Here is a 25,424-nt window from a genome sequence, read left to right on the forward strand (position 1 = left end):
TGAGAGGGTTTTATATTGGAGTGATACTATTGAATCAAAAAGCAGTCTTACTAGATGAACAGGCAATTAGTCGATCACTAACTAGAACTGCACATGAGATTATCGAAAGAAATAAGGGAATAGATAATTGTGTCTTAGTTGGAATACGAACAAGAGGAATCCATATTGCAAAACGTTTGGCTGAGAAAATTGAAAAAATTGAAGGAAATCCGATCATAGTTGGTGATTTAGATATCACTTTATACCGTGATGATTTATCTATTAAAACACAGAATGCTGAACCAGAAGTAAAAGGTTCTAATATTCCATTTGATATTACAAACAAGAAAGTAATTCTTGTAGACGATGTTTTATTCACGGGGAGAACTGTAAGGGCTGCAATGGATGCACTAATGGATATTGGAAGACCATCGCAAATTCAGCTCGCAGTCCTTGTTGATAGAGGGCATAGGGAACTTCCAATACGTGCAGATTTTATTGGAAAAAATATACCAACTTCCAGCTCTGAAAAAATAGTTGTGGAGCTAATGGAAGTGGATCAGGTAGATAAAGTAAGTATTTATGAAAATTAAATAGTTTATCCTTTTAAAGACAGTCCCGTGAGGCTGGCAAAGGAGTTATAGCCAAATCTATCAAATTTTTTGGCTACTTATACCTCTTTGCAGCTTCACCGCTGTAAAGAGGTTTTTTTATTGCGCTATTCTGACATAATTGAGGAGGAACACAAATGGGGAAACAACAAGAAATTATTTTAGATATACACGAAAAACCTGGTGTATCACAATGGATTAGTCTTAGTATCCAGCATTTATTTGCGATGTTCGGTTCTACGGTACTTGTCCCAATGCTTGTAGGTTTAAGTCCTGCAGTAGCGTTAGCGTCAAGTGGTTTAGGAACTTTAGCATATATTTTAATTACAAGAGGACAAGTACCAGCATACTTAGGATCAAGTTTTGCCTTTATAGCTCCCCTTATAGCAGCAAAAACTGCAGGTGGGCCAGGAGCTGCAATGATGGGTACCTTCCTAGCAGGTATTGCTTATGGTATCGTTGCTTTAATTATTTCAAAAACAGGGTATAAATGGCTGATGAGGCTTCTACCACCTGTAGTAGTAGGACCAGTGATTATCGTTATCGGTTTAGGAATTGCAACAGTGGCGTGTGGGATGGCTATGTATAAAAATTATGGTGCCCCAGCTCAAGACCTAATTTATAGTCAGAAACATATGGCTATCGCACTAAGCACATTAGCAATTACGATTATAAGTTCAGCTTTCTTGAAAGGATTCTTCCGTATCATCCCGATTCTAATTGGGATTGTAGGAGGATATATTATCTCAGTGTTTGCAGGAATCGTAGATTTTACTCCTGTCATAAAGGCACATTGGCTAGCATTACCAGATTTAATATTTCCTTTTGCTTCATATAAACTAACTTTTTCCGGGAGTATTTTTTTCCTAATGGTTCCTGTTGCCATCGTCACTCTATCAGAGCATATAGGACATCAGCTTGTGTTAAGTAAAGTTGTCGGAAGAGATTTAGTTGCAAAGCCAGGATTAGGTCCATCAATCATGGGAGATAGTGTTTCCATTATTATTGCTTCGTTAATCGGTGGTCCGCCTACAACAACCTATGGTGAAAATATTGGAGTATTGGCAATCACAAAAGCATATAGTGTTTATGTAATCGGAGGAGCGGCAGTATTCGCAGTTTGCTTTAGTTTTATAGGAAAAATTAGTGCTCTTCTAAGTACGATTCCTCCTTGTGTGATGGGAGGAGTATCTATCCTGCTATTTGGAATAATTGCTTCAAGCGGATTGAGAATGCTAGTGGATAATAAAGTTGATTTTAGTTTAAATCGCAACTTAATTATATCCTCTGTCATCTTAGTAATAGGTGTCGGTGGTGCTTACTTAAAGCTAACTGAAAAATTAGAGCTATCCAGTATGGCATTAGCAGCAATTATCGGGGTTATCTTAAATCTTGTTTTACCAGGAAGACCAAAAGAAGAAATAAATATGTTTGAACAAGAAACTGAATAAGGATCCACCTTTTAATGTAAGTCCAGAGAGGCTTAAAAGGGTGTTGAAATGTGAACGAAGGTTTTTCCTAAAACTGATTCACATTTTGATAATGCACCCTGCACTTTACTTAGCGCAGGGTGTTTTCATTTAGGAGGGGAAAACATTGAGAAATTTACTATCCATTTCCGATCTTTCGGTTGAAGAAATAAACGAATTGTTGAGAGAAGCAGCATTTTTTTCAAAAGGAGAGTTTTGGAGACCAAAGCAGCAAACCTTTGCAGTCAATATGTTTTTTGAATCAAGCACAAGAACGAAAAGCAGTTTTGATGTAGCAGAGAAGAAATTAGGATTAGAAGTAATTCCTTTTGATGTGAATTTCTCAAGTGTTTCAAAAGGTGAATCACTTTATGATACGGTAAAGCTTTTTGAAGTAATCGGGACAAATATTGCAGTTATAAGACATCCCCAAGACCGTTACTATGACACTTTGGTTGGTAAAGTAAATATTCCAATTATTAATGGGGGAGATGGATGCGGTCAACACCCTACTCAATGTCTTCTTGATCTGTTTACGATTCAACAAGAATTTGGCGGATTCAAAGATCTCCAAGTGGCAATAATCGGTGACATTATGCATAGTCGTGTTGCCAGGTCCAACAAGGATGCTTTAAGTAAACTTGGAGCGAAAGTAGTGTTTTCCGGACCTGAGGAATGGTTTGACTCCTCATTCTTAAGCACTGGACAATATGAAAATATTGATAAGGCCATTGAAAATGCAGATGTCGTTATGCTACTAAGAATTCAAAATGAAAGACATGAACAAACTTCCAATATGAGTGCAGAACAGTATCACTTAAAATACGGTCTAACACTTGAACGAGAAAGCCGTATGAAACGGGGCAGTATTATCATGCATCCTGCACCTGTCAATCGTAATGTGGAAATAGCAGATGAATTGGTGGAAGCTACGCGCTCAAGGATTTTTAAACAAATGGAAAATGGAGTTTTTGTGAGAATGGCAGTACTGAAAAAAATACTTGAGTGTGGAGGATACTAAAGATGAATTATTTACTTAAAAATGGAATGATCTTAACGGAAAACGGAGAATTACAAAAAACAGATATTCGGATAATGGATGGAAAAATTGCAGAAATCGGTATTCATTTAGAAACCCAAGGTGAACAGAAAATAGTTGCAGATCAGTATCTCGTCACACCAGGATTCCTCGATTTACATATTCATCTCCGCGAACCGGGTGGAGAGCATAAAGAAACCATAGAAACAGGTACATTAGCAGCTGCAAAAGGCGGATTTACCACGGTTGCTCCAATGCCCAATACAAAACCGGTGCCAGACACCATGGAACAGATGGAATGGTTGCAAAAACGTATCATGGAGACCGCTAATGTCCGAGTACTCCCCTACGCATCAATTACCATGAACCAAGCAGGTGTGGAACTGACTGATTTTGCCGGATTAAAAAGAGCAGGTGCATTTGCCTTTACAGATGATGGAGTGGGAGTTCAAACATCTTCTGTTATGCACGAAGCAATGAAACGGGCAGCTGCACTTGATATGGCAATTGTTGCCCATTGTGAAGATAACTCGCTTATTTATGGAGGTGCATTTCACGAAGGTGAGTTCACAAAAAAACATGATATTCCTGGAATTCCTTCCATATGTGAGTCGGTGCAAATAGCCAGAGATGTTTTGCTTGCTGAAGCATCAGGCTGTCACTATCATGTCTGCCATATTAGTACAAAAGAATCTGTCAGAGTGGTAAGAGATGCAAAGAAGGCAGGGATTAAGGTAACGGCAGAAGTCACACCGCATCACCTATTGCTTTGTGATGAAGATATCCCATCTATAGATACAAATTATAAAATGAACCCGCCGCTAAGAGGGAAAGAGGACCAAAAAGCATTAATCAATGGGTTATTAGATGGAACCATTGATTTTATTGCAACAGATCATGCCCCGCATACAGCAGAAGAGAAAGCAAGAGGATACGTGTCAGCGCCATTTGGAATTGTTGGATTAGAAACAGCCTTTCCGCTGCTTTATACAAATTTTGTAGAAAAAGGGATTTTTACATTAAAACAGCTAGTCGATTGGTTAACAATTAATCCAGCGGAAAGTTTTAAGCTGCCATTTGGAACATTAAAGATTGGCAGTAAAGCAGATATTGTTTTACTAGATTTACAGAGCGAAAAAACAATTGACCCATTGGAATTTTTATCAAAAGGCAAAAACACGCCATTTACTAACTGGAACTGTAAAGGATGGCCAGTCGCAACATTTGTTGATGGAGAAATAAAGTGGTCTATCGGAGGTGCTTTTGCATGAAAAGACAATTAATTTTGGAAGATGGAACAGTATTAGTAGGGAATGCATTTGGAAGCGAAATTGAAACAGTGGGTGAAGTTGTTTTTACAACAGGGATGACTGGATATCAAGAAACGATTACGGATCCTTCCTTTTGCGGCCAAATTGTAACGTTAACTTATCCTTTAATCGGTAATTACGGCGTTAATAGAGAAGACTTTGAATCTATTAAGCCTGCCATTAAAGGGCTTATTGTAAAGGAAGCGGCTACTTACCCATCAAATTGGCGAAGTGATATGAGCATTCATGAGTTCTTACAAAGTAAAGGCATTCCTGGTATTGAGGGAATTGATACGCGTAAGCTAACTCGCATTATTCGCAAATATGGAACATTAAAGGGTGCCATTTGTTCCATTAAAGAAAACCCGGAAGAAATCATCGGACGTTTGAAACAATTGGAACTTCCTACAGATCAAGTAAAACAAGTATCTACTAAAAATCCTTATCCAAGTCCGGGAAGGGGGCATAAAGTTGTTCTAGTAGATTTCGGATCGAAACATGGTATTTTAAGAGAATTAAATAATCGTGATTGTGATGTAACGGTTGTGCCATATCATACAGCTGCAGAGGAAATACTTTCTCTCCATCCAGATGGAGTAATGCTATCCAATGGACCTGGAGATCCAAAAGATGTACCAGAGGCTATTAAGATGGTTCGTGATTTATTAGGGAAAGTTCCTTTATTCGGAATCTGTTTAGGCCATCAATTATTTGCTCTAGCATGTGGCGCTGACACATATAAATTGAAATTTGGTCATCGTGGAGCAAATCATCCAGTTAAAGATTTATGCTCAGGTAAAGTGGTCTTTACTTCTCAAAACCACGGATATGCCGTCGATGAAGCATCTATAAAACAAACAGATTTGGAGATTACCCAGATTAATTTAAATGATCAGACGGTAGAAGGTCTTAAACATACGAAATATAGTGCATTTACAGTCCAGTACCATCCGGAAGCTTCACCAGGGCCGGAAGATTCTAATGAACTTTTTGACGAATTCTTAAAACAAATCGATCAGTGGAAAGGTAGTGTGAAGCATCATGCCTAAACGTACAGACATAAACAGTATATTAGTAATCGGATCAGGTCCGATCATCATCGGTCAAGCAGCAGAATTTGATTATGCAGGGACACAAGCCTGTCTGGCATTAAAAGAAGAAGGATATCGCGTTATCCTTGTAAACTCCAATCCGGCAACCATTATGACGGATACAGAAATTGCTGATGTTGTCTATATTGAACCACTTACGCTTGAATTTGTGAGCCGGATCATCCGAAAAGAAAGACCAGATGCCATTCTGCCCACCTTAGGGGGACAGACGGGACTAAATATGGCAATGGAGCTTCATAAAGCGGGAATATTGGAAGAATGCAAAGTGGAGATTTTAGGAACAAGACTAACTGCTATTGAGCAAGCAGAAGACAGAGAACTTTTCCGTCAGCTAATGAATGATTTACAAGAGCCAGTACCAGCAAGTGAAATAGTTCATACATTAGAGGAAGCAAGTGCTTTTGTAGATAAAATTGGCTATCCTATCATTGTTAGACCAGCATATACATTAGGTGGAACTGGTGGTGGTATTTGTGAAAATAAACAAGATTTAGAAGAAATTGTTACGAGCGGATTGAAAAATAGTCCAGTAAATCAATGTCTAATAGAAAAAAGTATTGCGGGATATAAAGAAATTGAATATGAAGTAATGCGTGATGCAAACGATAATGCAATTGTTGTTTGTAACATGGAAAATATTGACCCTGTAGGGGTACATACAGGGGATTCTATCGTAGTGGCACCGAGTCAAACCTTAAGTGATCGCGAATATCATATGCTCCGAAATGTATCTTTAAAGATTATTAGAGCTTTAGGGATCGAAGGAGGTTGTAATGTTCAGCTTGCATTAGATCCAAATAGCTTCCAATACTATATTATTGAGGTTAATCCGCGTGTCAGCAGATCATCTGCCCTTGCTTCCAAGGCAACCGGCTATCCGATTGCAAAACTGGCTGCGAAAATCGCAGTCGGTTTAACACTAGATGAAATCATGAATCCTGTAACTGGAAAAACATATGCTTGCTTTGAGCCTGCACTTGATTATGTAGTAACAAAGATTCCTCGCTTCCCATTTGATAAATTCGAATCCGCTAATCGCCACCTTGGAACACAAATGAAGGCGACAGGGGAAGTAATGGCTATCGGGAGAAACTTCGAAGAATCTATATTAAAAGCAATTCGTTCTTTAGAGAGCAATGTATATCATATAGAGCTTCCGGATGCGGAAAAATTTGATTTGGCAGTAATCGAAAAACGAATCAGAAAAGCAGGAGATGAGAGACTCTTCTATATTGCCGAGGCGATAAGAAGAGGAGTTACCATCGATGAGATACATGCTTGGTCTAAAATCGATTTATTCTTCCTGAATAAAATCGAAAAGATGATTCAATTTGAAACTACGTTACAACAAGCACCGTACAATGTCGAATTAGCGCTGGAAGCAAAAAAACGTGGTTTTTCAGACTATATTCTTGCGAAATTGTGGAATGTATCAGAAAAAGACATTTACAACTGGAGAAAAGATAATCAACTATTGCCTGTTTATAAAATGGTAGACACATGTGCAGCAGAATTTGAATCGGAAACCCCATATTATTACGGAACATATGAAGAAGAGAATGAATCTGTTATAACAGATCGGAAAAGTGTGATCGTACTTGGATCTGGACCAATTCGAATCGGGCAAGGTGTGGAATTCGATTATGCAACCGTCCATTCTGTATGGGCTATTCAAGAAACGGGTTATGAAGCAATTATCATCAATAATAATCCAGAAACCGTCTCTACTGACTTTAGTATATCGGATAAATTATATTTTGAACCTCTTACAATTGAGGATGTTATGCACATTGTCGATTTAGAAAAACCAGAAGGGGTTATCGTCCAATTTGGTGGTCAAACAGCAATTAATCTAGCACAATCTTTAGTAGAGCGCGGAGTGAAAATACTGGGAACATCCCTAGAAAGTCTTGATCAAGCGGAGGATCGTGACAAATTTGAGCGGGCGTTAATGGAACTTAATATTCCTCAACCTTTAGGAAAAACTGCATTTTCGGTAGAAGAAGCAGTTAAAATTGCAAGTGAAATCGGATATCCGGTTCTAGTGCGTCCATCTTATGTTCTCGGAGGACGTGCAATGGAAATTGTCTACCATGAAGAAGAGTTAATTCATTATATGACAAATGCAGTGAAGGTAAATCCTGAACATCCAGTCCTTGTGGATCGCTATTTGATAGGAAAGGAAATCGAAGTGGATGCCATTTCTGACGGCCAAAATGTATTAATCCCAGGGATCATGGAGCATATTGAGAGGGCAGGGGTCCATTCAGGAGACTCCATAGCAGTGTATCCATCACAAAGTATTTCCTTGAAAATGAAAGAAAAAATTGTCGAATATACGACGAAGCTTGCAAAGGGATTAAAAATAATTGGATTGCTGAACATTCAATACGTTATATCAGGAGATGAACTCTATGTTATAGAAGTTAATCCGAGATCAAGTAGGACAGTACCGTTTTTAAGTAAGATTACAAACATACCGATGGCAAATCTGGCGACAAAAGTAATATTAGGAATCCCATTATCTGACTTACATTATGGAACTGGATTAGTGCCAGAAATGAATGGTGTATTTGTAAAAGTTCCTGTTTTCTCCTTTGCGAAGCTTAGAAGAGTGGATATTACACTTGGTCCAGAAATGAAATCAACGGGAGAAGTAATGGGGAAAGATACAACCTTGGAAAAAGCATTATACAAGGGTCTAGTTGCAGCGGGGATGAAAATTCAAAACTACGGTACGGTTCTCTTAACGGTAGCAGATAAGGATAAAAAAGAAAGCCTTGAGCTTGCAAAACGATTTGCTAATATCGGTTATACACTACTTGCTACAAGTGGAACAGCGAGCTTTATGAAGGAAAACGGAATAAAAGTGGATATTGTCGACAAAATCGGCTCCGATGGGGAAAACCTTCTTGATGTAATCAAAACTGGCAAGGTACAGCTTGTGATTAATACATTAACAAAAGGCAAGCAGCCTGAACGTGATGGCTTCCGCATTCGCAGGGAGGCAGTAGAAAACGGAATTCCTTGTCTAACATCATTGGATACAGCTGAAGCCATTTTAAGAGTGTTAGAATCAATGACATTTTCAACAGAACAAATGGCTCCTGTACAAAGGGAGAAAGAGAGTGTACTTGCATGATCAGACAAGAGGACATGACAATTGTTTCGCAAAAATTAATTGCATCCAATATTTATGAGCTTACGTTAAAAGGGGATCTTGTTAAGGAAATGGACCAACCAGGGCAATTTGTTCATATCCGTGTCCACCAGCATGTTGCACCTCTTTTAAGGAGACCGATTAGTATTGCGGCAATAAATAAAGAACTGCAAACGATCACTTTAATTTATCGTGCAGAAGGAGACGGAACTTCCCTGTTAGCCAAAAAAAGGAACGATGATACAGTAAATGTGATGGGACCATTAGGGAATGGTTTTCCAACGGATGATTTGGTAAAAGGGCAAATTGCATTGTTGGTCGGTGGAGGGATTGGGGTCCCTCCTTTATATGAACTATCTTTGCAGTTAAGAAACAAAGGTGTAGAAGTAATCCATGTCCTAGGGTTTGAATCTGACGAAAAATCGTTTTATCTTGATCAATTCTCTAAATTAGGGAAAACCTATACAGCTACTGTAGACGGATCCTTAGGTACAAAAGGGTTTGTTACGGATGTAATAGAAAAAGAAAAAATAGATTTTGATTGTCTATATACATGTGGGCCGCTTCCGATGTTAAGAGCTTTGGAAGAAAGGTTTGCTTTGAAAAAAGGCTATATATCTTTGGAACAGAGAATGGGCTGTGGAATTGGGGCTTGTTTAGCTTGTGTATGTCATGTGGCGAACGATCCGACTATGAAAAAATATCGAAAAGTTTGCAGTGACGGACCCGTTTTTAAAATGGGAGAGGTGATTATATGAATCCATTACAAATAGATTTACCTGGTCTTTCTTTAAAAAACCCCATTATGCCAGCATCTGGTTGTTTTGGGTTCGGAAGAGAATATAGTCAATTTTATGATTTGAGCGTCCTTGGTGCGATTATGATAAAGGCAACTACCTTTGAAACGAGATTTGGGAATCAAACGCCAAGGGTAGCGGAGACACCAGCAGGTATGCTGAATGCAATAGGTTTGCAAAATCCAGGGCTACACGGAGTTTTAACAAATGAATTACCTTGGCTGGAGAAATTTGATGTTCCGATTATCGCAAACGTAGCAGGTTCACAAGTCGAGGACTACGTAGAAGTAGCAAAGGAAATCTCCAAAGCCCAAAATGTAAAAGCACTGGAACTGAATATTTCATGTCCAAATGTGAAAACAGGGGGCATTGCTTTCGGAACAATTTCCGAAGTCGCCAAGGATTTAACTAAAAAAGTGAAGGATGTATCCGAAGTTCCTGTTTACGTGAAACTATCCCCAAATGTGACAAATATCGTAGAAATGGCTAAAGCTGTTGAAGATGCAGGGGCAGATGGTCTAACGATGATTAACACATTACTAGGCATGAGGATTGATATCCGGTCTGGTAAGCCTATACTTGCAAATCGAACAGGTGGATTATCGGGACCAGCCATTAAGCCTGTAGCGATAAGGATGATTTATGAAGTAAGCCAGCACGTCAATATTCCGATTATTGGAATGGGCGGCATTCAAAATGTTGATGATTGTATCGAATATTTTTATGCTGGGGCAAGTGCTGTTGCGATAGGGACTGCGAATTTTGTAGATCCTCTTATTTGTCCAACATTAATTAATGAGTTACCTGAAAAATTAAAGGAATTAAAAATCGACCATATTTCCCAAATTGTCGGAAGGAGCTGGAAAAATTAATGTCTTTTAAGCCGATTATAGCTCTTGATTTCCCAACGGAAGTAGAAACAATTTCTTTCTTAAACCAATTTAATGAGGAATCCCTTTATGTAAAGGTAGGAATGGAGCTTTACTATCAAACAGGTCCAAGTTTAATAGCACAAATAAAAGATAGAGGACATCAGATTTTTTTAGATTTAAAGCTTCATGATATCCCCAATACCGTGTATAGTGCGATGAAAGGGTTGGCAAAATTAGGGGTTGATATGGTCAACGTACATGCCACCGGTGGGACTAGCATGATGAAGGCTGCTCTATCCGGTTTAGAGGAAGGTACCGAATCCGGGAAAGAGCGCCCACTATTAATTGCAGTTACACAGCTGACAAGTACATCTGAGGAGCAAATGAAGAAAGAACAATTAATAAATACTACCTTGAATGAATCCATTCTTCAGTATGCCAGACTCACTTTTGATTCCGGATTAGATGGGGTAGTTTGTTCGGCGCTAGAAGCAAAATTAATTAATCAGCATATTGCTTATCCGTTTTTGATAGTAACGCCTGGAATCAGACTTCAAGACGATGATGTGAATGATCAAAAGCGGGTTGTGACTCCTGCGATGGCCCGTGAATTTGGATCAAGTGCCATTGTAATAGGTAGATCTATAACGAAGTCAGAACATCCTTATGAAACTTATATGAGCATAAAGAAGATTTGGGAGGAAAAATAAAATGGATAAATATTTAGTTCAGCAATTACTTGAAATTGAAGCTGTTTTCCTAAGTCCTAATGAACCATTTACATGGTCTTCTGGAATTAAATCACCTATCTACTGTGACAATCGTTTAACATTATCATACCCTCACTTGCGAAAAGAGATTGCAAAGGCTATAGCGGAAAAAATTAATACCCATTTTCCGAATGTTGATGTCATTGCTGGAACTGCAACAGCTGGAATCCCTCATGCAGCTTGGGTAAGTGATTTAATGGAGTTACCAATGTGCTATGTACGTTCTAAGGCAAAGGGTCACGGAAAAGGAAAGCAAATCGAGGGGAAGGTAGAGAAGGGTCAGAGAGTAGTTGTCGTCGAGGACTTAATCTCAACAGGGGGCAGTGTCATAACAGCTGTTCAAGCTTTGCGTGATGCAGGATGTGATGTTGTTGGGGTAGTATCTATTTTTACATATGAACTGGAAAAAGGAAAACTGCAATTAGCTGAAAATGACATCCAACATTATTCCTTAACAAATTTCTCCACTCTCTTACATGTGGCATTGGAAAGAAACATCATTAACGAAAATCATTTGGATGCTTTAAATGCTTGGCGTAAAGACCCTAGTTCTTGGGGAACTTTTGCCTAAAAGGAAAAAGTCAAAAGGCAATGAACATTATGCCTTTTGACTTTTTTTCATTTCCATTACTTTTTCGCTATTTGGAGTAACATAAACGGTTTGTTGATGTTCATATGTAACAAAACCAGGCTTAGATCCTGCAGGTTTTTTGACATAGCGGACCTTTGTAAAATCTACAGGTACAGAGCTTGAATCTTTGGCTTTGCTATAGTAGGCAGCAAGTACAGCCGCTTCAAGGATTGTTTCATCCGCAGGATCTTTACTGCGAATCACAACATGTGAACCAGGAATATCTTTCGTATGCAGCCATATCTCATCTCTTGCTGCTAGTTTATTCGTTAAATAATCATTTTGCTTATTATTTTTTCCTACTAAAATCTCTGTCTCATCTTTAGAAAAATATTTTTCTAAAGAAATTTTTGCGGTTTTAACTTTTTGCCTTCTTTTTTGTTTTATTTTCAAATAGCCCTCTTCAGCTAATTCTTGGCGAATCTCCTCAATATCTCTCGGTGCTGCCGATTCAATTTGCTGTAGTAAATTTTCAAAATACACTATCTCATTTTGAGCCTTTTCGATTTGTTCTTGTACTACAATTAAAGCATTTTTCGCTTTCTGGTATTTAGAGAAGAAAATTTGTGCATTTTCAGACGGTGTTTTTCTCGGATCTAATGGGATTATTTCTGTTTTTCCATTTTCATCGTAATAATTGACGACTTCAATTTCGTGCATCCCTTTTGTTAACAAATAAAGATTTGCAGTCAAAAGCTCACCAAATAATTGAAATCGATCTGCATTTTTTGCTTCCTGTAAGGTATTTGTTAGCTTCTTGATTTTCGTTTCATTTTTTGCAATTTCATTTTTTATAAAACGTTCAAGATCATGAGCTTGTTGTTTAACCCTATCTCTTTCTGCTTTTCCAAAATAAAAATGATCAAGCATGACACTTAATGTTGGAAATGTCTTCATCTCTGCATTTAAATATGTAATTGGAAAGAGATAATAGTTTTCTTTTTCTTTACTTATCATTATAGTCGGCTCATATTGATGATTATTGAGCAACGATATGATGTTGTGGAAAGCAGGAGGTAATGTTTCCCGGTTTGCTATTTTCGCCCTGTGTATAATTTCAGTACTAAGCAATGGTGATATTCCAGAAAATTGTCCGACAAGCTGCTTATCAAGTTTCCCACTATTAAAATCAATTACTCTCTGAATATCACTTTCGGTAGTCGATAAAGGATTCGTTTTATTTTGTTCTGGAGGGAGCTTATATTCTACACCTGGAAGAACAATGCGATAGCTATTAACAGCTGCAGACACATGCTTAATACTATCCAAAATCATGTTGCGTTCTTGGTCTACTAAAATAATATTGCTATGTCTGCCCATAATTTCAACATACAATTTTTTATATGAAATATCTCCTATTTCGTTTCTACCCTTAATTTCAAAAACAATAATGCGATCTAAACCGATTTGTTCCATTTTTTCAATGGTATAGCCTTCAAGATGTTTTCTTAATAGCATACAAAACATTGGTGGCTCAGATGGATTGTCATATTGCTCCTCTGTAAGTTGAACTCGAGAATGGCTTGGATGTGCTGAAAGTAATAATTTATAATTAGTTCCACCTGCGCGAATAACCAAAATAAGTTCATTCTTAAAAGGCTGATGAATTTTGTTAATTCGGCCCCCCTGTAAAATATCTACAAGCTCCTTCGTCATTGCTCTTGTGAATAATCCGTCAAAAGACATAATAAACATTCCTCTACCAATAATTTTTATTAGCTTATTATATCATTTTTTTGGACGAGTCTGAATATGCTTGCTAGGAGAGGTTGTTCAAAAAGAAAAGTCTAATCCTTATATACTCGTCTAAGACAATAAACTTTCTAGATTAATACCCTCATGTTGGGATGAAAGAACCCATCACATTTCTTATTTTTAATGAACACAAATAAAGAAAAAGACAACTTCTGTTCTGTTAGGGGAGAGTGTGATTTGAATGATGTTCCATGAAATGAAAGCTAGTGACGTGGCAAAGGTTTTAAACACTAATGTTAAACTTGGATTAACACTAAAAGAAGTAGAAAAAAAGCGGAAACAATTTGGTTGGAATGAGTTGGAGGAAGGAGAGAAGCAATCTGCCTTACTGCTTTTTTTCAGTCAGTTTAAGGATTTTATGGTGCTTGTATTACTTGGAGCAACACTTGTATCCGGTTTTTTAGGAGAGTATATTGATGCAATCGCCATTATTGCAATTGTATTAATTAATGGGTTCTTGGGGTATTTTCAGGAGAGAAAAGCTGAAAAATCTTTACAAGCACTGAAGGAAATGTCGGCACCTCAAGTTTCGGTCTTACGTGATGGGAAATGGACAAAAATCATGTCCCGTGATGTAGTTGTTGGGGATATTCTGCGATTTACATCTGGTGATCGAGTAGGTGCAGATTTACGAATAGTTGAGTCTAATAATTTGGAAATTGAGGAATCCGCTTTAACGGGCGAATCGATTCCTTCAACAAAAAATATAGGAATTATTATGAAAAAAGATGTTGGCCTAGGTGATTTGAGTAATATGGCATTCATGGGTACGATGGTCACGAGGGGAAATGGGATTGGAATTGTAACTGGGATTGGTATGAAAACAGCAATGGGCGAAATTGCTCATATGATTCAAAATGCAGATGTAATGGAAACACCCTTACAAAGAAGGCTAGAACAGTTAGGAAAAATACTCATCATTGTTGCACTGCTTCTTACTTTATTGGTGGTAGTTGTAGGAGTTGTCCATGGTCATGATTTGTATTCGATGTTTTTAGCTGGTGTTTCCCTTGCGGTTGCAGCTATTCCAGAAGGACTACCAGCAATCGTTACTGTTGCACTTTCGCTTGGGGTTCAGCGAATGATCAGGAAAAATGCGATTGTAAGAAAGCTTCCTGCGGTAGAAACATTAGGGTGTGCATCTGTTATTTGTTCCGATAAAACCGGGACGATGACTCAAAATAAAATGACGGTTACGCATGTTTGGAGCGGAGGTAAGTTATGGAGTGTTTCGGGGACTGGTTATTATCCAGAGGGGGGATTTTATTTTCATGAGAATGAAATAAAACCCCAAAATGAAAAAAGTTTATATCAATTATTAACTTTTGGATTGCTTTGCAATCACGCTGAATTAAAAATAAGAGAAAAAGATTTTTACCTTGATGGAGATCCAACTGACGGTGCACTGCTAGTATCAGCAATGAAAGCAGGATTAACAAGGGAATCGTTACAAAGTCAATTTACAATTGAAAAGGAATTTCCATTTGATTCAAATCGGAAAATGATGAGTGTTATCGTGAAAGATAATATTAATCGCAGATTTGTTATTACAAAAGGCGCACCAGATGTATTAATCGGACTTTGCGAATCTGTTCTTTGGGAAGGCAGGCAAGTATATTTTAACTCAGAATACATGGAAAAGACCCAAACTATTATTGAAGAGCTTGCGGAAAAGGCTTTAAGAAATATTGCAATTGCTTTTAAGCCGTTACCGAATCATATAGAAATGTTAAGTGAGGAAGAAGCCGAAAAAGATTTAACTTTTATAGGTTTACAGGGGATGATTGATCCACCAAGGCAAGAAGTAAAACAGGCAATCAAAGAGTGCAAAGAAGCTGGAATAAAAACCGTGATGATTACAGGTGATCATGTTATTACAGCAAAGGCTATTGCTAAGCAACTTGGGATTATCCAAAATAATTCAAAAGTACTGGATGGCCAATCACTTAATAAAATGAGTGTTGACGAACTTGAAAATATTGTCGATGAAGTGACAGTTTTTGCAAGAGTATCACCTGAGCATAAATTAAAAATTGTAAAGGCATTTCAAAATAGGGGACATATTGTTGCTATGACCGGTGATGGTGTTAATGATGCTCCAGCGATAAAATCAGCTGATATCGGAATTGCGATGGGTATAACTGGAACAGATGTTGCGAAAGAATCTTCTTCCTTAATTCTATTAGATGATAATTTCGCAACAATAAAAGCAGCAATTAAGGAAGGAAGAAATATTTACGAAAATATTCGTAAATTTATCCGTTATTTACTTGCTTCAAATGTAGGGGAAATTTTGGTCATGCTATTTGCGATGACTCTTTCCTTGCCATTACCAATGGTGCCAATTCAAATCTTATGGGTGAATTTAGTTACGGATGGTCTTCCGGCAATGGCTCTTGGACTTGATCAGCCTGAAGATAATGTGATGAAACGTAAACCGCGGCATCCAAAAGAAGGTGTATTTGCAAGAGGATTAGGCTGGAAAGTAATTTCACGTGGTTTTTTAATTGGAATTGCAACAATTATTGCTTTTATAACCGTTTACCGACAGCATCTTGATAATTTGGCATATGCTCAAACTATCGCTTTTGCGACTTTAGTGTTAGCCCAGCTTATTCATGTATTTGATTGCAGGAGTGAACGATCGATTTTTGCTAGGAATCCATTTGGTAATTTATTTCTTGTGGGAGCAGTTCTTTCGTCAGTGATATTAATGCTTGCTGTTATCTATATTCCATCCCTTCAACCGATTTTTCACACTATCCCAATCATTCCGAGGGATTGGTTATTAATCGTAGGAATGAGCTCGATACCAACATTTATGTTAGCAGGTTCACTTTTTATGAGAAAAAAAGAGTAAACTATGCTACAATAGTAGAAGTAATAGGATTATCCTGTTACTTCTTTTTTTCTACAGATTCGAAATTTACAATAGAATTGATTATTTCCTTTTTGATAAGGTCAAAATAGATTATTAGTTGTTGGGGGATTGTTATGTCTATTAAGCTAATTAATATTGGTTTTGGCAATATTGTATCAGCCAACAGGATGATTTCCATTGTAAGTCCGGAATCAGCACCAATAAAGCGTCTAGTTCAAGACGCAAGAGACCGCGGAAATCTAATTGATGCTACATATGGGAGAAGAACGAGAGCTGTTATTATAATGGATAGTGATCATGTTATACTGTCTGCGGTACAGCCTGAAACAGTAGCTCATCGGTTAAGTTATAAGGATGACAATGGAGAAGAAGGGTAGGATTTTTTTTGATGAAGGAAAAAGGTTTATTAATTGTTCTTTCCGGTCCGTCAGGCGTTGGAAAGGGAACTGTAAGAAAGGCAATATTTTCTCAAGGTAATACTCAGTTTGAATACTCTATTTCCATGACTACTCGAAAACCACGTATTGGGGAAGTAAATGGAGTAGATTATTTTTTTAAATCGAGGGCTGAATTCGAGGAATTAATTGCTCAAGATAAATTATTGGAGTATGCTGAATACGTTGGTAACTATTACGGAACCCCAGTTGATTATGTTAGAGAGACATTAGATGCTGGAAAGGATGTTTTCTTAGAAATTGAAGTACAAGGTGCGAAACAAGTAAGGGAAAAGTTTCCCGAAGGGCTTTTTATTTTCCTTGCACCACCAAGCTTAAATGAGTTACAATCTAGGATTGTAACGAGAGGTACTGAAACGGATGAGTTAATCCAAAATAGAATGAAAGAAGCAAGAAAAGAAATTGAACTCATGAGCCTATATGATTATGTTGTTGTAAATGATCAAGTAGAAGCTGCATGTAATCGAATTAACGAAATTGTGCAAGCGGAACATTGTAGAACCACCCGAGTAGCACCAAGATATCAAAAAATGCTGGAGGTAGAATAGTATGTTATATCCATCTATTGACGAATTGCTGAAAATTATTGATTCAAAGTATTCTTTAGTAACAGTTGCTGCAAAGCGTGCACGTAATCTTCAGGAAGTTGGCGGCGGCGGTTTATTAAATGACTTTGTTTCTCAAAAGTATGTGGGAAAAGCATTAGAAGAAATTTATGCGAAGAAATTGGTCATCAACACTAATGATGATAACATACAAGGTTAAGCTATGAAACAACCTATCAAATAATAGGTTGTTTTTTCTTTTAACATGATCATAAATACTTCATAATAGAAAGAAAAGCAGAATTGCCGTAGCCCTAGCTTATGAATGAGTGAACTTTCAAGTGTCAAATTCAACTTCATTGTCTTCGAGGAAAAATTAAAGGAAAACAGCGAGTTAGTTCACAAACGATGATCTTAACCGTAGAGAAAAGAAGTAGAAATCTGCTAGAAGATAGGTGCTGTAGCTGGACAGAAATTAAGAAATTTCGGAGGTTACCATGTTAAATAAAAATATATTATTATGTGTCACTGGTGGAATTGCCGTATATAAAGCAGCCGCATTGACAAGTAAATTAATTCAATCTGGAGCTAATGTGAAAGTAATTATGTCTAAGTCAGCATGTCAGTTTGTCACTCCATTAACATTCCAGGCACTATCTAGAAATGATGTTTATATTGATACTTTTGATGAAAAGCATCCGGAAGTGATCGCCCATATTGATTTAGCGGATTGGGCGGACTTAAGTATAGTTGCTCCTGCAACTGCGAATGTGATAGGAAAATTAGCAAATGGAATTGCAGATGACATGATCACCACAACTTTATTGGCGACAACTGCTTCTGTCTGGATTGCGCCTGCTATGAATGTACATATGTATAATCATCCCGCTGTAATCAATAATATTGAAACTCTTGCAGGTTTTGGATATCAATTTGTTGAACCGAATGAAGGTTTTTTAGCTTGTGGGTATGTCGGAAAAGGCAGATTGGAAGAACCCGAGAAGATTGTTTCTCTAATCACAAATTACTTTCACTCTAATAATAATTTGTTAGCCGGTCATACAATCCTCATAACTGCTGGACCGACAAAAGAAATGATTGACCCTGTCCGGTATTTAACGAATCGCTCCTCCGGCAAAATGGGGTATGCCCTTGCGGAAGAAGCTGTGAAAATGGGTGCAAATGTAATACTAATTACTAATGTTGAATTTACCTCTATACCAAGAGGTGTACAGGTTGAAAAAATTATTAGTGCTGAGGATATGTATCGCACGGTTATGGAGAATTATAAACAAGCAACCATTATTATAAAAAGTGCAGCCGTGGCAGATTACCGACCAAAGGAAGCTTCTAAACAAAAACTGAAGAAAAAAACTGGAAATTTATTCATTGAATTCGAAAGAACGAAAGATATTTTATTTGAACTTGGTAAGAAAGAGGACAAGCCGTTTTTAGTAGGTTTTGCAGCCGAAACTGAGAAACTGGATGAGTATGCTTGGGGTAAATTAGAACGAAAAAATGCAGATATGATCGTTGCTAATGATGTAAGCAAGGAAGGCGCTGGTTTTGAAGGGGACACAAATATTGTTACTATTTTTAAAAAGAATTATGAAAAGAAGGAACTGCCGCTATTAAGCAAAAACCAAACTGCTAGAGAAATTTTATTAGAGATACACAAGGATTTGAAAGAAGGAGTTAAGGGAAATGCAAATAGCTAGCGTAATTGTTGATGTTCCAACAATGCGTACGGATAAAACATATGATTATTTAATACCGGAACAATGGAAGGACAGTATTCAAGAAGGAACAAGGGTTACCGTACCATTTGGGCCTCGTTCCATTCAAGGGTTTGTTGTTGGTATTAAAAACCATTCTGAAACAAATAAATTAAAAGCAATCATAGAACCTCTGGATCTAGTACCGGTTTTAAATGAAGAATTATTACAGTTGGGACAATGGCTTACAGATAATACATTATGCTTGAAAGTTTCCGCATACCAAGCAATGCTCCCTTCAGCAATGAAGGCAAAGTATAAAAAAAGTCTTCACCTTATTAATCAAGATCCAAATTTACTTGAAATATTTGGACATAAAGATGAAATAACTTGGGAAGAAGCGGAAGAAAGAAATGTACTACAGCAGTTACAAAAAGAAGTGAAAAAAGGGAATGTTGAGGTTCGCTATATTGTCAAAAGCAAAGGGAATAAAAAATGGATTCGTTCGTTTCATCTTCTTATTTCATGGGATGAATTGACAAATCTTCTATCTAACTACCCAAATAACGCTGTTAAACAAAAAAGTATATTAGAATATTTTAAGACGACTGGCAAGGATCGTTTAACTATAAATGAAATTACTGAAGGAACTGGAGCTACACTACCAGCAGTACGCCCTTTAGTACAAAAAGGTTATTTATTGGAAAAAAACGAGGAAGTATATCGGGATCCATATCAAGATAGAGTGTTTAAACGGACGGAACCACTTAAGTTAACAGATGAACAGCAGCAAGTAATAGGTCCCATCATTCGTTCTATAGAAGAAAAACGTCACGAAACATTCCTCTTATATGGAGTTACAGGTAGCGGCAAAACGGAAGTTTACTTGCAATCAATTCAAAAGGTAATAGATAACGGTCAGGAAGCAATTGTTCTTGTTCCCGAAATTGCCTTAACTCCGCAAATGGTTCACCGTTTTAAAGGAAGATTTGGAGATGATGTAGCAGTCCTCCATAGTGGATTATCGGTGGGAGAGCATTATGATGAATGGAGAAAAATCCAAAGGAATGAAGTGAAAGTGGTTGTAGGCGCAAGGTCTGCGATTTATGCACCTTTTGAAAAGCTCGGAATCATTATTATTGACGAAGAACATGAAACGAGCTACAAACAAGAGGAGAATCCTAGGTACCACGCACGTGATGTCGCTATTTTTCGAGGGAACTACCATAGATGTCCTGTTATTCTTGGGAGTGCAACCCCTTCCCTTGAATCATTTGCTAGAGCGCAAAAAGGTGTATACACACTCCTATCTATGACTAGAAGGATGAATAATAAAGATTTGCCAAAGGTTTCAATCGTAGATATGAGAGAAGAGCTAAGGGAAGGGAATCGTTCTATTTTTTCACGTGAATTATTTTCAATGCTGCAAGATCGCCTTGAGAATAAACAGCAATCCGTTTTATTTTTAAATCGGCGTGGACATTCATCTTTTGTCATGTGCCGGGACTGCGGTTATGTAATGCAGTGCCCTAATTGTGATATTTCCTTGACTTATCATCGTCATTCAAACCAAATGAAATGTCATTACTGTGGATATGAAGCACTTGTACCAAAAACATGTCCAGACTGTAGTAGTGAGCATATTCGTTATTTTGGAACGGGTACACAAAAGGTAGAAGAGGAACTTGGCAAACTTATACCTGAGGCAAGAGTGATTCGAATGGATGTTGATACGACGAGCAGGAAAGGTGCGCATGAAAGATTGTTGCAGCAATTTCAAGAAGGAAAAGCAGATATATTATTAGGAACGCAAATGATTGCAAAGGGTCTTGACTTTCCTAACATCACTTTAGTAGGTGTGCTAAGTGCCGATACGATGTTACATTTACCAGATTTTCGCTCATCAGAAAAAACATTTCAACTATTAACCCAAGTGAGTGGGAGAGCTGGGCGGCATGAGCTTGAAGGGGAAGTCGTTATTCAAACGTACACTCCGGAGCATTATAGTATAGAATTAGCTGGGTTACAAGACTATAATCGCTTTTATAAGCAAGAAATGATAATGCGAAAAATCGGCTCATATCCACCATTCTATTATTTAGCATTAATAACTGTTAGTCATGAAGAACTAATGAAAGTTGTAGCGATTACGGAGAAGATAACTAAGTTTATTCGCTCGAAAATTTCCGAGGAATCGATTATTTTAGGTCCTGTTACTTCCCCTATTTCTCGATTAAATAATAGATATCGTTATCAATGTCTGATAAAATACAAGCGGGAACCAGACTTAGCCAAAAATCTTCGTTCAGTTCTCGAACATTTTAGCAATCAAAAACAATCGGAAGGACTAACAATCTCGATAGATGTCAATCCTTATATGATGATGTAATAATATATGGATCTTTTTTTAAATTTTGTTGCTTTTGTAAAGAAAATCTTAAAAAGCTTCTTCATTCGCCTAAAGAATAGGTTTCCTTTTTAAGAAAAGATGCCCCGAGACTAATTCTAAGTGAGGATTTAAACCAGATTACGAATAATAACAGGTTAGAATTGGGTTTTGAATTTTAATCACGTTATAATTTGCTTTTGAATTCTAACAATTTATTCGAAAACACCCAATATAGATTATACGAAAAGAGGAAGCAACTATGGCAATACTCCCAATTGTAAAACATCCTGCAGATATATTGGAGACAGAATGCAAACCGGTGAAACTGTTCGATCGCAATTTAAAAGCATTGGTGAAGAATATGTATGAAACCATGTTAGAGGCTGACGGTGTTGGCTTAGCTGCTCCGCAAATTGGCGTCGATCTCCAAATTGCTGTTGTAGATGTTGGTGATGAACTAGGAAGAATTGATTTAATAAATCCTGTTATTTTAGAGACAAAAGGTGAACAAACAGATGTAGAGGGCTGTTTAAGCTTTCCGGGTTTATATGGAACTGTTTCGCGCCCTTTTTATGTGAAGGTCCAAGCACAAGATGTAAAGGGTAGAACATTCATTATTGAGGCTGAAGAGTTTCTTGCACGCGCAATTCAACATGAAATTGATCATTTACACGGAATTTTATTCACAACAAAGATTTTGAATTATGTTAATGAAGAAGAGTTAGAGGAGATGGAAAACGGATGACAAAGATTATTTTTATGGGAACTCCCGACTTCTCAGTTCCTGTCTTGGAAAGATTAATAAGCGATAAATACGATGTAGCGGCTGTAGTTACACAGCCTGATCGTCCGGTTGGTAGAAAGCGTGTTTTAACGCCTCCACCAGTGAAGGCCGCTGCGCAAAAATATAATATTCCCGTTTACCAACCGGAGAAAATAAAAGATCCAGAAGAACTTGATAAAATACTTAACCTAAATCCTGACGTAATTGTCACTGCAGCATATGGCCAAATATTGCCTAAAAAGTTATTAGAAGCACCGAAATTCGGGTGTATTAATGTCCATGCATCTCTTTTACCAGAACTTCGCGGTGGTGCACCAATCCATTATGCTATTTTACAAGGAAAAGAGAAAACAGGCATAACCATTATGTATATGGTGGAGAAATTAGATGCCGGAGATATTATTAGTCATGTGGAAGTTCCAATACTTGAAACTGACCATGTCGGTAGTTTACATGAAAAGCTTAGTGTAGCTGGAGCTGACCTGTTATCGGAAACATTGCCAAAGCTATTAAAAAATGAAATCATACCTATTAAACAGGAGGAATCACTGGCTACCTTTGCCTCCAATATTAAACGAGATCAGGAAAAAATTAATTGGGACAGAAGTGGTGAAGAAATATATAATCAAATTCGCGGACTCCATCCTTGGCCAGTTGCTTATACCATGATGGAAGGTGAGGTTTTAAAGATATGGTGGGGGGAGAAGGTTTCGATTAAGAAAAAAACCCCGAATCTTCCAGGTACTATAATTGATATATTGAAAGACGGTTTCGTCGTTAGTACAGCAAATGATATTGCCATTAAAATTACGGAGCTACAGCCGTCAGGGAAAAAGAAAATTTACGCTGAAAGCTTTCTCAATGGAATAGATAAAGCCTATTTAGAAGGTAAAATTCTAGGAGACTAAATACAAATGCCAAAAAAAAATGTGAGAGAAGCAACATTAGACATCCTTGAATCAATTGAAAAACACCAATCATACAGTAATCTATTATTGAATCAAGTTATTGAGAAAAATGGTATAACTGGTCCAGATGTTGGATTACTTACTGAAATTACATATGGTACCTTGCAAAGGAAATACGCGTTAGATTTCTATTTGAAGCCATTTTTGCAAAAGAAAATAGAACCTTGGGTACAAAATCTTTTAAGGCTTTCTCTTTATCAAATGCTTTATTTAGACAAAATACCTGACCGTGCTGTTATATTTGAATCAGTTGAAATTGCAAAAAGACGTGGTCACCGTGGAATAGCAGGGATGGTCAATGGCGTATTAAGAGCTATTCAGAGAAAGGGTGTTCCTTCCCTTGATGATATTCTTGATCCTATGGAAAGACTTTCTATTGAAACGAGTCACCCAAAATGGTTGGTGGAAAGATGGACAAACCAATTTGGTTTTGATAAAACAAAGAAGATGTGTGAAACAAATTTAATTGCTCCACTGCAAACAGCAAGGGTAAATGTTACAAGAACAACACGTGAAGAAGTGATTGAGCTTTTAGAAAAAGAAGGTTTTCTTGTAGAAAAGAGCCCTTTGTTAAATGAAGCAATTAGATCATTAAAAGGAAATCTTGTCCATTCTAAATGTTTTAAAAATGGACTTATAACCATTCAGGATGAGAGTTCCATGCTTGTTGCTAATGTAATGGAAATTGAACCAAATCAAATGATTTTAGATTGTTGCGCAGCTCCAGGGGGAAAAACCACACATATAGCAGAAAAGTTAAATGGAACTGGTAAAGTAATCGCACATGATCTTCATGCGCATAAAATAAAACTCATAAAGGAAAATGCAGAACGACTAGGTTTAAGCAATGTCGATAGCATCGCAATGGACAGCCGTAAAATTAGTGAAAATTATCAAAAAGGTACATTTGATCGAGTTTTAGTAGATGCACCTTGTTCAGGTCTCGGTGTTTTAAGAAGAAAACCAGATATAAAATATGTAAAGTCTCTGCATGATATTGAAACTTTACAGACGATTCAGCATTCTATATTAACAGAAGCTGCACAATTAGTTAAGTCTGGCGGCATACTTACATATAGCACTTGTACAGTAGACAAAGAAGAAAACGAAGGTACTGTACAATATTTTCTAGAAAATTATCCTGAATTCGAGGCTTATACTATCCAAGTCCCTACCGTAATCAAGCCGTTTGTTCGAGATAATTACCTGCAAATATTCCCGCAAGATTTTGGAAGTGACGGATTTTTTATTGCATGTTTCAAAAAGAAATAACATGAAAGATATTTTAAACTTTAATAGGAATATCCACAGAATTTTGCAGGAAAAATTATTATTCTAGTCGTAAATGTAAAGCAAGTACTTTGGCAATACAAAAGGCCCTATATGGATTCATGATCACGAAATGAGGTGAGCGGACAATGGGATATGTTGTAAAGACAGACGCTGGGAGAGTTCGTCAGAATAATGAGGATAATGCTGAAGTTATTATAAGTGACTCTGGTATTTTTCTTGCCATCGTTGCAGATGGTATGGGTGGACATAATGCAGGAGATATTGCTAGTGAAATGACAGTGAATGAATTAAAAAAGAGCTGGAAAAAAACTTTCCCAGTAGCGGAAGTAGATGCAGCGGTTTCAGAAAAATGGCTCCGTAACACGATTGCTGAGGTAAACACCAAAATATATCTACACGCTAAAACTGACAGTAGTCTTGAAGGAATGGGGACAACATTAGTAGTTGCGATTTGTACTAATGAATTTATTACAATTGCTAATATTGGTGATAGTCGCGGTTATCTTTTAAATGAAACTGGATTTCAACAATTGACGGAAGACCACACACTCGTAAATGAATTAGTTAAAACAGGACAAATATCAAAGGAAGATGCTCAACATCATCCAAGGAAAAACTGGATATTAAAGGCAATTGGCACAGATTTAAAAGTTGATGTCGATATAAAAACAATATTAGTAGATAATGGTGACTGCTTATTGTTATGTTCTGATGGATTATATGATAAAGTAACAGACTTAGAAATAAAAAACATGTTATGTAAGGAAGTCCATACCATGGATGAGAAAGCACAAGCTATGATCAACTTAGCAAACGAAAACGGTGGAGAGGATAATATTACAATAGTTATGATTGATTTCCCCTTACCCGATGAAAGCGGGGTGTAATG

The 25,424-nt window shown here is 37.2% G+C and carries 21 protein-coding genes; 20 read left to right on the top strand and 1 reads right to left on the bottom strand.

Going from position 1 to position 25,424, the window contains the following annotated elements; translation table 11 throughout:
• The first annotated feature begins 29 nt into the window (after positions 1-29).
• The 10 genes from pyrR to pyrE all read left to right on the top strand — a co-directional run bounded on the left by pyrR (position 30) and on the right by pyrE (position 11,690).
• Entirely contained in the window at positions 30-572 is a 543-nt protein-coding gene (pyrR, locus tag AC3WJF_RS00505) for a bifunctional pyr operon transcriptional regulator/uracil phosphoribosyltransferase PyrR (protein WP_492449080.1), read from the top strand.
• A gap of 155 nt (positions 573-727) precedes the next feature.
• On the top strand, positions 728-2,041 hold the full coding sequence (locus tag AC3WJF_RS00510; protein ID WP_492449081.1) for a solute carrier family 23 protein: 1,314 nt from the start codon (positions 728-730) through the stop codon (positions 2,039-2,041).
• A 145-nt stretch (positions 2,042-2,186) separates the two neighbouring features.
• Positions 2,187-3,080, top strand: a complete 894-nt coding sequence (locus AC3WJF_RS00515) for an aspartate carbamoyltransferase catalytic subunit (RefSeq protein ID WP_492449083.1) — start codon at positions 2,187-2,189, stop codon at positions 3,078-3,080.
• A 2-nt stretch (positions 3,081-3,082) separates the two neighbouring features.
• The gene (pyrC, locus tag AC3WJF_RS00520; RefSeq protein WP_492449085.1) at positions 3,083-4,369 is read left to right on the top strand and encodes a dihydroorotase; all 1,287 of its coding nucleotides are present in this window, start codon (positions 3,083-3,085) and stop codon (positions 4,367-4,369) included.
• Positions 4,366-5,457 carry a carbamoyl phosphate synthase small subunit gene (locus AC3WJF_RS00525; protein ID WP_492449086.1) on the top strand — a complete coding sequence of 364 codons (1,092 nt, stop codon included), beginning with the start codon at positions 4,366-4,368 and terminating at the stop codon, positions 5,455-5,457. The genes pyrC and AC3WJF_RS00525 overlap by 4 nt, the downstream gene beginning before the upstream one ends.
• Complete coding sequence (gene carB / locus AC3WJF_RS00530; RefSeq protein WP_492449087.1) at positions 5,450-8,662, top strand: carbamoyl-phosphate synthase large subunit; 3,213 nt, start codon at positions 5,450-5,452, stop codon at positions 8,660-8,662. The genes AC3WJF_RS00525 and carB overlap by 8 nt, the downstream gene beginning before the upstream one ends.
• On the top strand, positions 8,659-9,438 hold the full coding sequence (locus AC3WJF_RS00535) for a dihydroorotate dehydrogenase electron transfer subunit (protein ID WP_492449088.1): 780 nt from the start codon (positions 8,659-8,661) through the stop codon (positions 9,436-9,438). Before carB ends, AC3WJF_RS00535 begins: the two co-directional genes overlap by 4 nt.
• Complete coding sequence (locus tag AC3WJF_RS00540) at positions 9,435-10,349, top strand: dihydroorotate dehydrogenase (protein WP_492449090.1); 915 nt, start codon at positions 9,435-9,437, stop codon at positions 10,347-10,349. Before AC3WJF_RS00535 ends, AC3WJF_RS00540 begins: the two co-directional genes overlap by 4 nt.
• Positions 10,349-11,059 carry an orotidine-5'-phosphate decarboxylase gene (gene pyrF, locus AC3WJF_RS00545; RefSeq protein WP_492449091.1) on the top strand — a complete coding sequence of 237 codons (711 nt, stop codon included), beginning with the start codon at positions 10,349-10,351 and terminating at the stop codon, positions 11,057-11,059. The genes AC3WJF_RS00540 and pyrF overlap by 1 nt, the downstream gene beginning before the upstream one ends.
• Position 11,060: 1 nt before the next feature.
• The gene (pyrE, locus tag AC3WJF_RS00550) at positions 11,061-11,690 is read left to right on the top strand and encodes an orotate phosphoribosyltransferase (RefSeq protein ID WP_492449092.1); all 630 of its coding nucleotides are present in this window, start codon (positions 11,061-11,063) and stop codon (positions 11,688-11,690) included.
• 27 nt (positions 11,691-11,717) lie between these two features.
• On the opposite strand, the gene AC3WJF_RS00555 is transcribed toward pyrE, so the two are convergent.
• Entirely contained in the window at positions 11,718-13,436 is a 1,719-nt protein-coding gene (locus AC3WJF_RS00555) for an Rqc2 family fibronectin-binding protein (RefSeq protein ID WP_492449094.1), read from the bottom strand.
• Between the two features lie 250 nt (positions 13,437-13,686).
• On the opposite strand from AC3WJF_RS00555, the gene AC3WJF_RS00560 reads away from it, so the two are divergent.
• The 10 genes from AC3WJF_RS00560 (at position 13,687) to AC3WJF_RS00605 (ending at position 25,422) form a co-directional block, all read left to right on the top strand.
• The gene (locus tag AC3WJF_RS00560; protein ID WP_492449096.1) at positions 13,687-16,365 is read left to right on the top strand and encodes a cation-translocating P-type ATPase; all 2,679 of its coding nucleotides are present in this window, start codon (positions 13,687-13,689) and stop codon (positions 16,363-16,365) included.
• 134 nt (positions 16,366-16,499) lie between these two features.
• Positions 16,500-16,763 (top strand): extracellular matrix/biofilm regulator RemA, encoded by a 264-nt coding sequence (remA, locus tag AC3WJF_RS00565; protein WP_492449097.1) that lies wholly within the window; start codon positions 16,500-16,502, stop codon positions 16,761-16,763.
• 11 nt (positions 16,764-16,774) lie between these two features.
• The gene (gmk, locus tag AC3WJF_RS00570; RefSeq protein WP_492449286.1) at positions 16,775-17,389 is read left to right on the top strand and encodes a guanylate kinase; all 615 of its coding nucleotides are present in this window, start codon (positions 16,775-16,777) and stop codon (positions 17,387-17,389) included.
• Position 17,390: 1 nt separating this feature from the next.
• Entirely contained in the window at positions 17,391-17,606 is a 216-nt protein-coding gene (gene rpoZ / locus AC3WJF_RS00575; protein ID WP_492449099.1) for a DNA-directed RNA polymerase subunit omega, read from the top strand.
• Positions 17,607-17,883: 277 nt separating this feature from the next.
• The gene (coaBC, locus tag AC3WJF_RS00580; RefSeq protein ID WP_492449100.1) at positions 17,884-19,104 is read left to right on the top strand and encodes a bifunctional phosphopantothenoylcysteine decarboxylase/phosphopantothenate--cysteine ligase CoaBC; all 1,221 of its coding nucleotides are present in this window, start codon (positions 17,884-17,886) and stop codon (positions 19,102-19,104) included.
• Positions 19,091-21,490, top strand: coding sequence for a primosomal protein N' (gene priA, locus AC3WJF_RS00585; protein ID WP_492449102.1), 2,400 nt, complete (start codon positions 19,091-19,093; stop codon positions 21,488-21,490). Before coaBC ends, priA begins: the two co-directional genes overlap by 14 nt.
• A gap of 259 nt (positions 21,491-21,749) precedes the next feature.
• Positions 21,750-22,235: a peptide deformylase gene (def, locus tag AC3WJF_RS00590; protein ID WP_492449103.1), complete on the top strand. Its 486-nt coding sequence runs from the start codon at positions 21,750-21,752 to the stop codon at positions 22,233-22,235.
• Positions 22,232-23,182 (top strand): methionyl-tRNA formyltransferase, encoded by a 951-nt coding sequence (gene fmt, locus AC3WJF_RS00595; protein WP_492449105.1) that lies wholly within the window; start codon positions 22,232-22,234, stop codon positions 23,180-23,182. The genes def and fmt overlap by 4 nt, the downstream gene beginning before the upstream one ends.
• Positions 23,183-24,514, top strand: coding sequence for a 16S rRNA (cytosine(967)-C(5))-methyltransferase RsmB (gene rsmB / locus AC3WJF_RS00600; protein WP_492449287.1), 1,332 nt, complete (start codon positions 23,183-23,185; stop codon positions 24,512-24,514).
• 146 nt (positions 24,515-24,660) lie between these two features.
• On the top strand, positions 24,661-25,422 hold the full coding sequence (locus tag AC3WJF_RS00605) for a Stp1/IreP family PP2C-type Ser/Thr phosphatase (RefSeq protein ID WP_492449106.1): 762 nt from the start codon (positions 24,661-24,663) through the stop codon (positions 25,420-25,422).
• Positions 25,423-25,424: the final 2 nt, after the last annotated feature.

The organism is Heyndrickxia sp. FW510-T9 (genome assembly GCF_058781025.1).

Excerpts from the sequence above, each read along its gene's own strand:
- remA (WP_492449097.1), top strand. The coding sequence starts at position 16,500 with ATGTCTATTAAGCTAATTAATATTGGTTTTGGCAATATTGTATCAGCC.
- fmt (WP_492449105.1), top strand. The coding sequence starts at position 22,232 with ATGACAAAGATTATTTTTATGGGAACTCCCGACTTCTCAGTTCCTGTC.
- pyrE (WP_492449092.1), top strand. The coding sequence starts at position 11,061 with ATGGATAAATATTTAGTTCAGCAATTACTTGAAATTGAAGCTGTTTTC.
- AC3WJF_RS00510 (WP_492449081.1), top strand. The coding sequence starts at position 728 with ATGGGGAAACAACAAGAAATTATTTTAGATATACACGAAAAACCTGGT.
- coaBC (WP_492449100.1), top strand. The coding sequence starts at position 17,884 with ATGTTAAATAAAAATATATTATTATGTGTCACTGGTGGAATTGCCGTA.
- AC3WJF_RS00525 (WP_492449086.1), top strand. The coding sequence starts at position 4,366 with ATGAAAAGACAATTAATTTTGGAAGATGGAACAGTATTAGTAGGGAAT.
- AC3WJF_RS00560 (WP_492449096.1), top strand. The coding sequence starts at position 13,687 with ATGATGTTCCATGAAATGAAAGCTAGTGACGTGGCAAAGGTTTTAAAC.
- def (WP_492449103.1), top strand. The coding sequence starts at position 21,750 with ATGGCAATACTCCCAATTGTAAAACATCCTGCAGATATATTGGAGACA.
- rpoZ (WP_492449099.1), top strand. The coding sequence starts at position 17,391 with ATGTTATATCCATCTATTGACGAATTGCTGAAAATTATTGATTCAAAG.
- AC3WJF_RS00535 (WP_492449088.1), top strand. The coding sequence starts at position 8,659 with ATGATCAGACAAGAGGACATGACAATTGTTTCGCAAAAATTAATTGCA.
- AC3WJF_RS00540 (WP_492449090.1), top strand. The coding sequence starts at position 9,435 with ATGAATCCATTACAAATAGATTTACCTGGTCTTTCTTTAAAAAACCCC.
- pyrC (WP_492449085.1), top strand. The coding sequence starts at position 3,083 with ATGAATTATTTACTTAAAAATGGAATGATCTTAACGGAAAACGGAGAA.
- AC3WJF_RS00555 (WP_492449094.1), bottom strand. The coding sequence starts at position 13,436 with ATGTCTTTTGACGGATTATTCACAAGAGCAATGACGAAGGAGCTTGTA.
- carB (WP_492449087.1), top strand. The coding sequence starts at position 5,450 with ATGCCTAAACGTACAGACATAAACAGTATATTAGTAATCGGATCAGGT.
- gmk (WP_492449286.1), top strand. The coding sequence starts at position 16,775 with ATGAAGGAAAAAGGTTTATTAATTGTTCTTTCCGGTCCGTCAGGCGTT.
- pyrF (WP_492449091.1), top strand. The coding sequence starts at position 10,349 with ATGTCTTTTAAGCCGATTATAGCTCTTGATTTCCCAACGGAAGTAGAA.
- AC3WJF_RS00605 (WP_492449106.1), top strand. The coding sequence starts at position 24,661 with ATGGGATATGTTGTAAAGACAGACGCTGGGAGAGTTCGTCAGAATAAT.
- priA (WP_492449102.1), top strand. The coding sequence starts at position 19,091 with ATGCAAATAGCTAGCGTAATTGTTGATGTTCCAACAATGCGTACGGAT.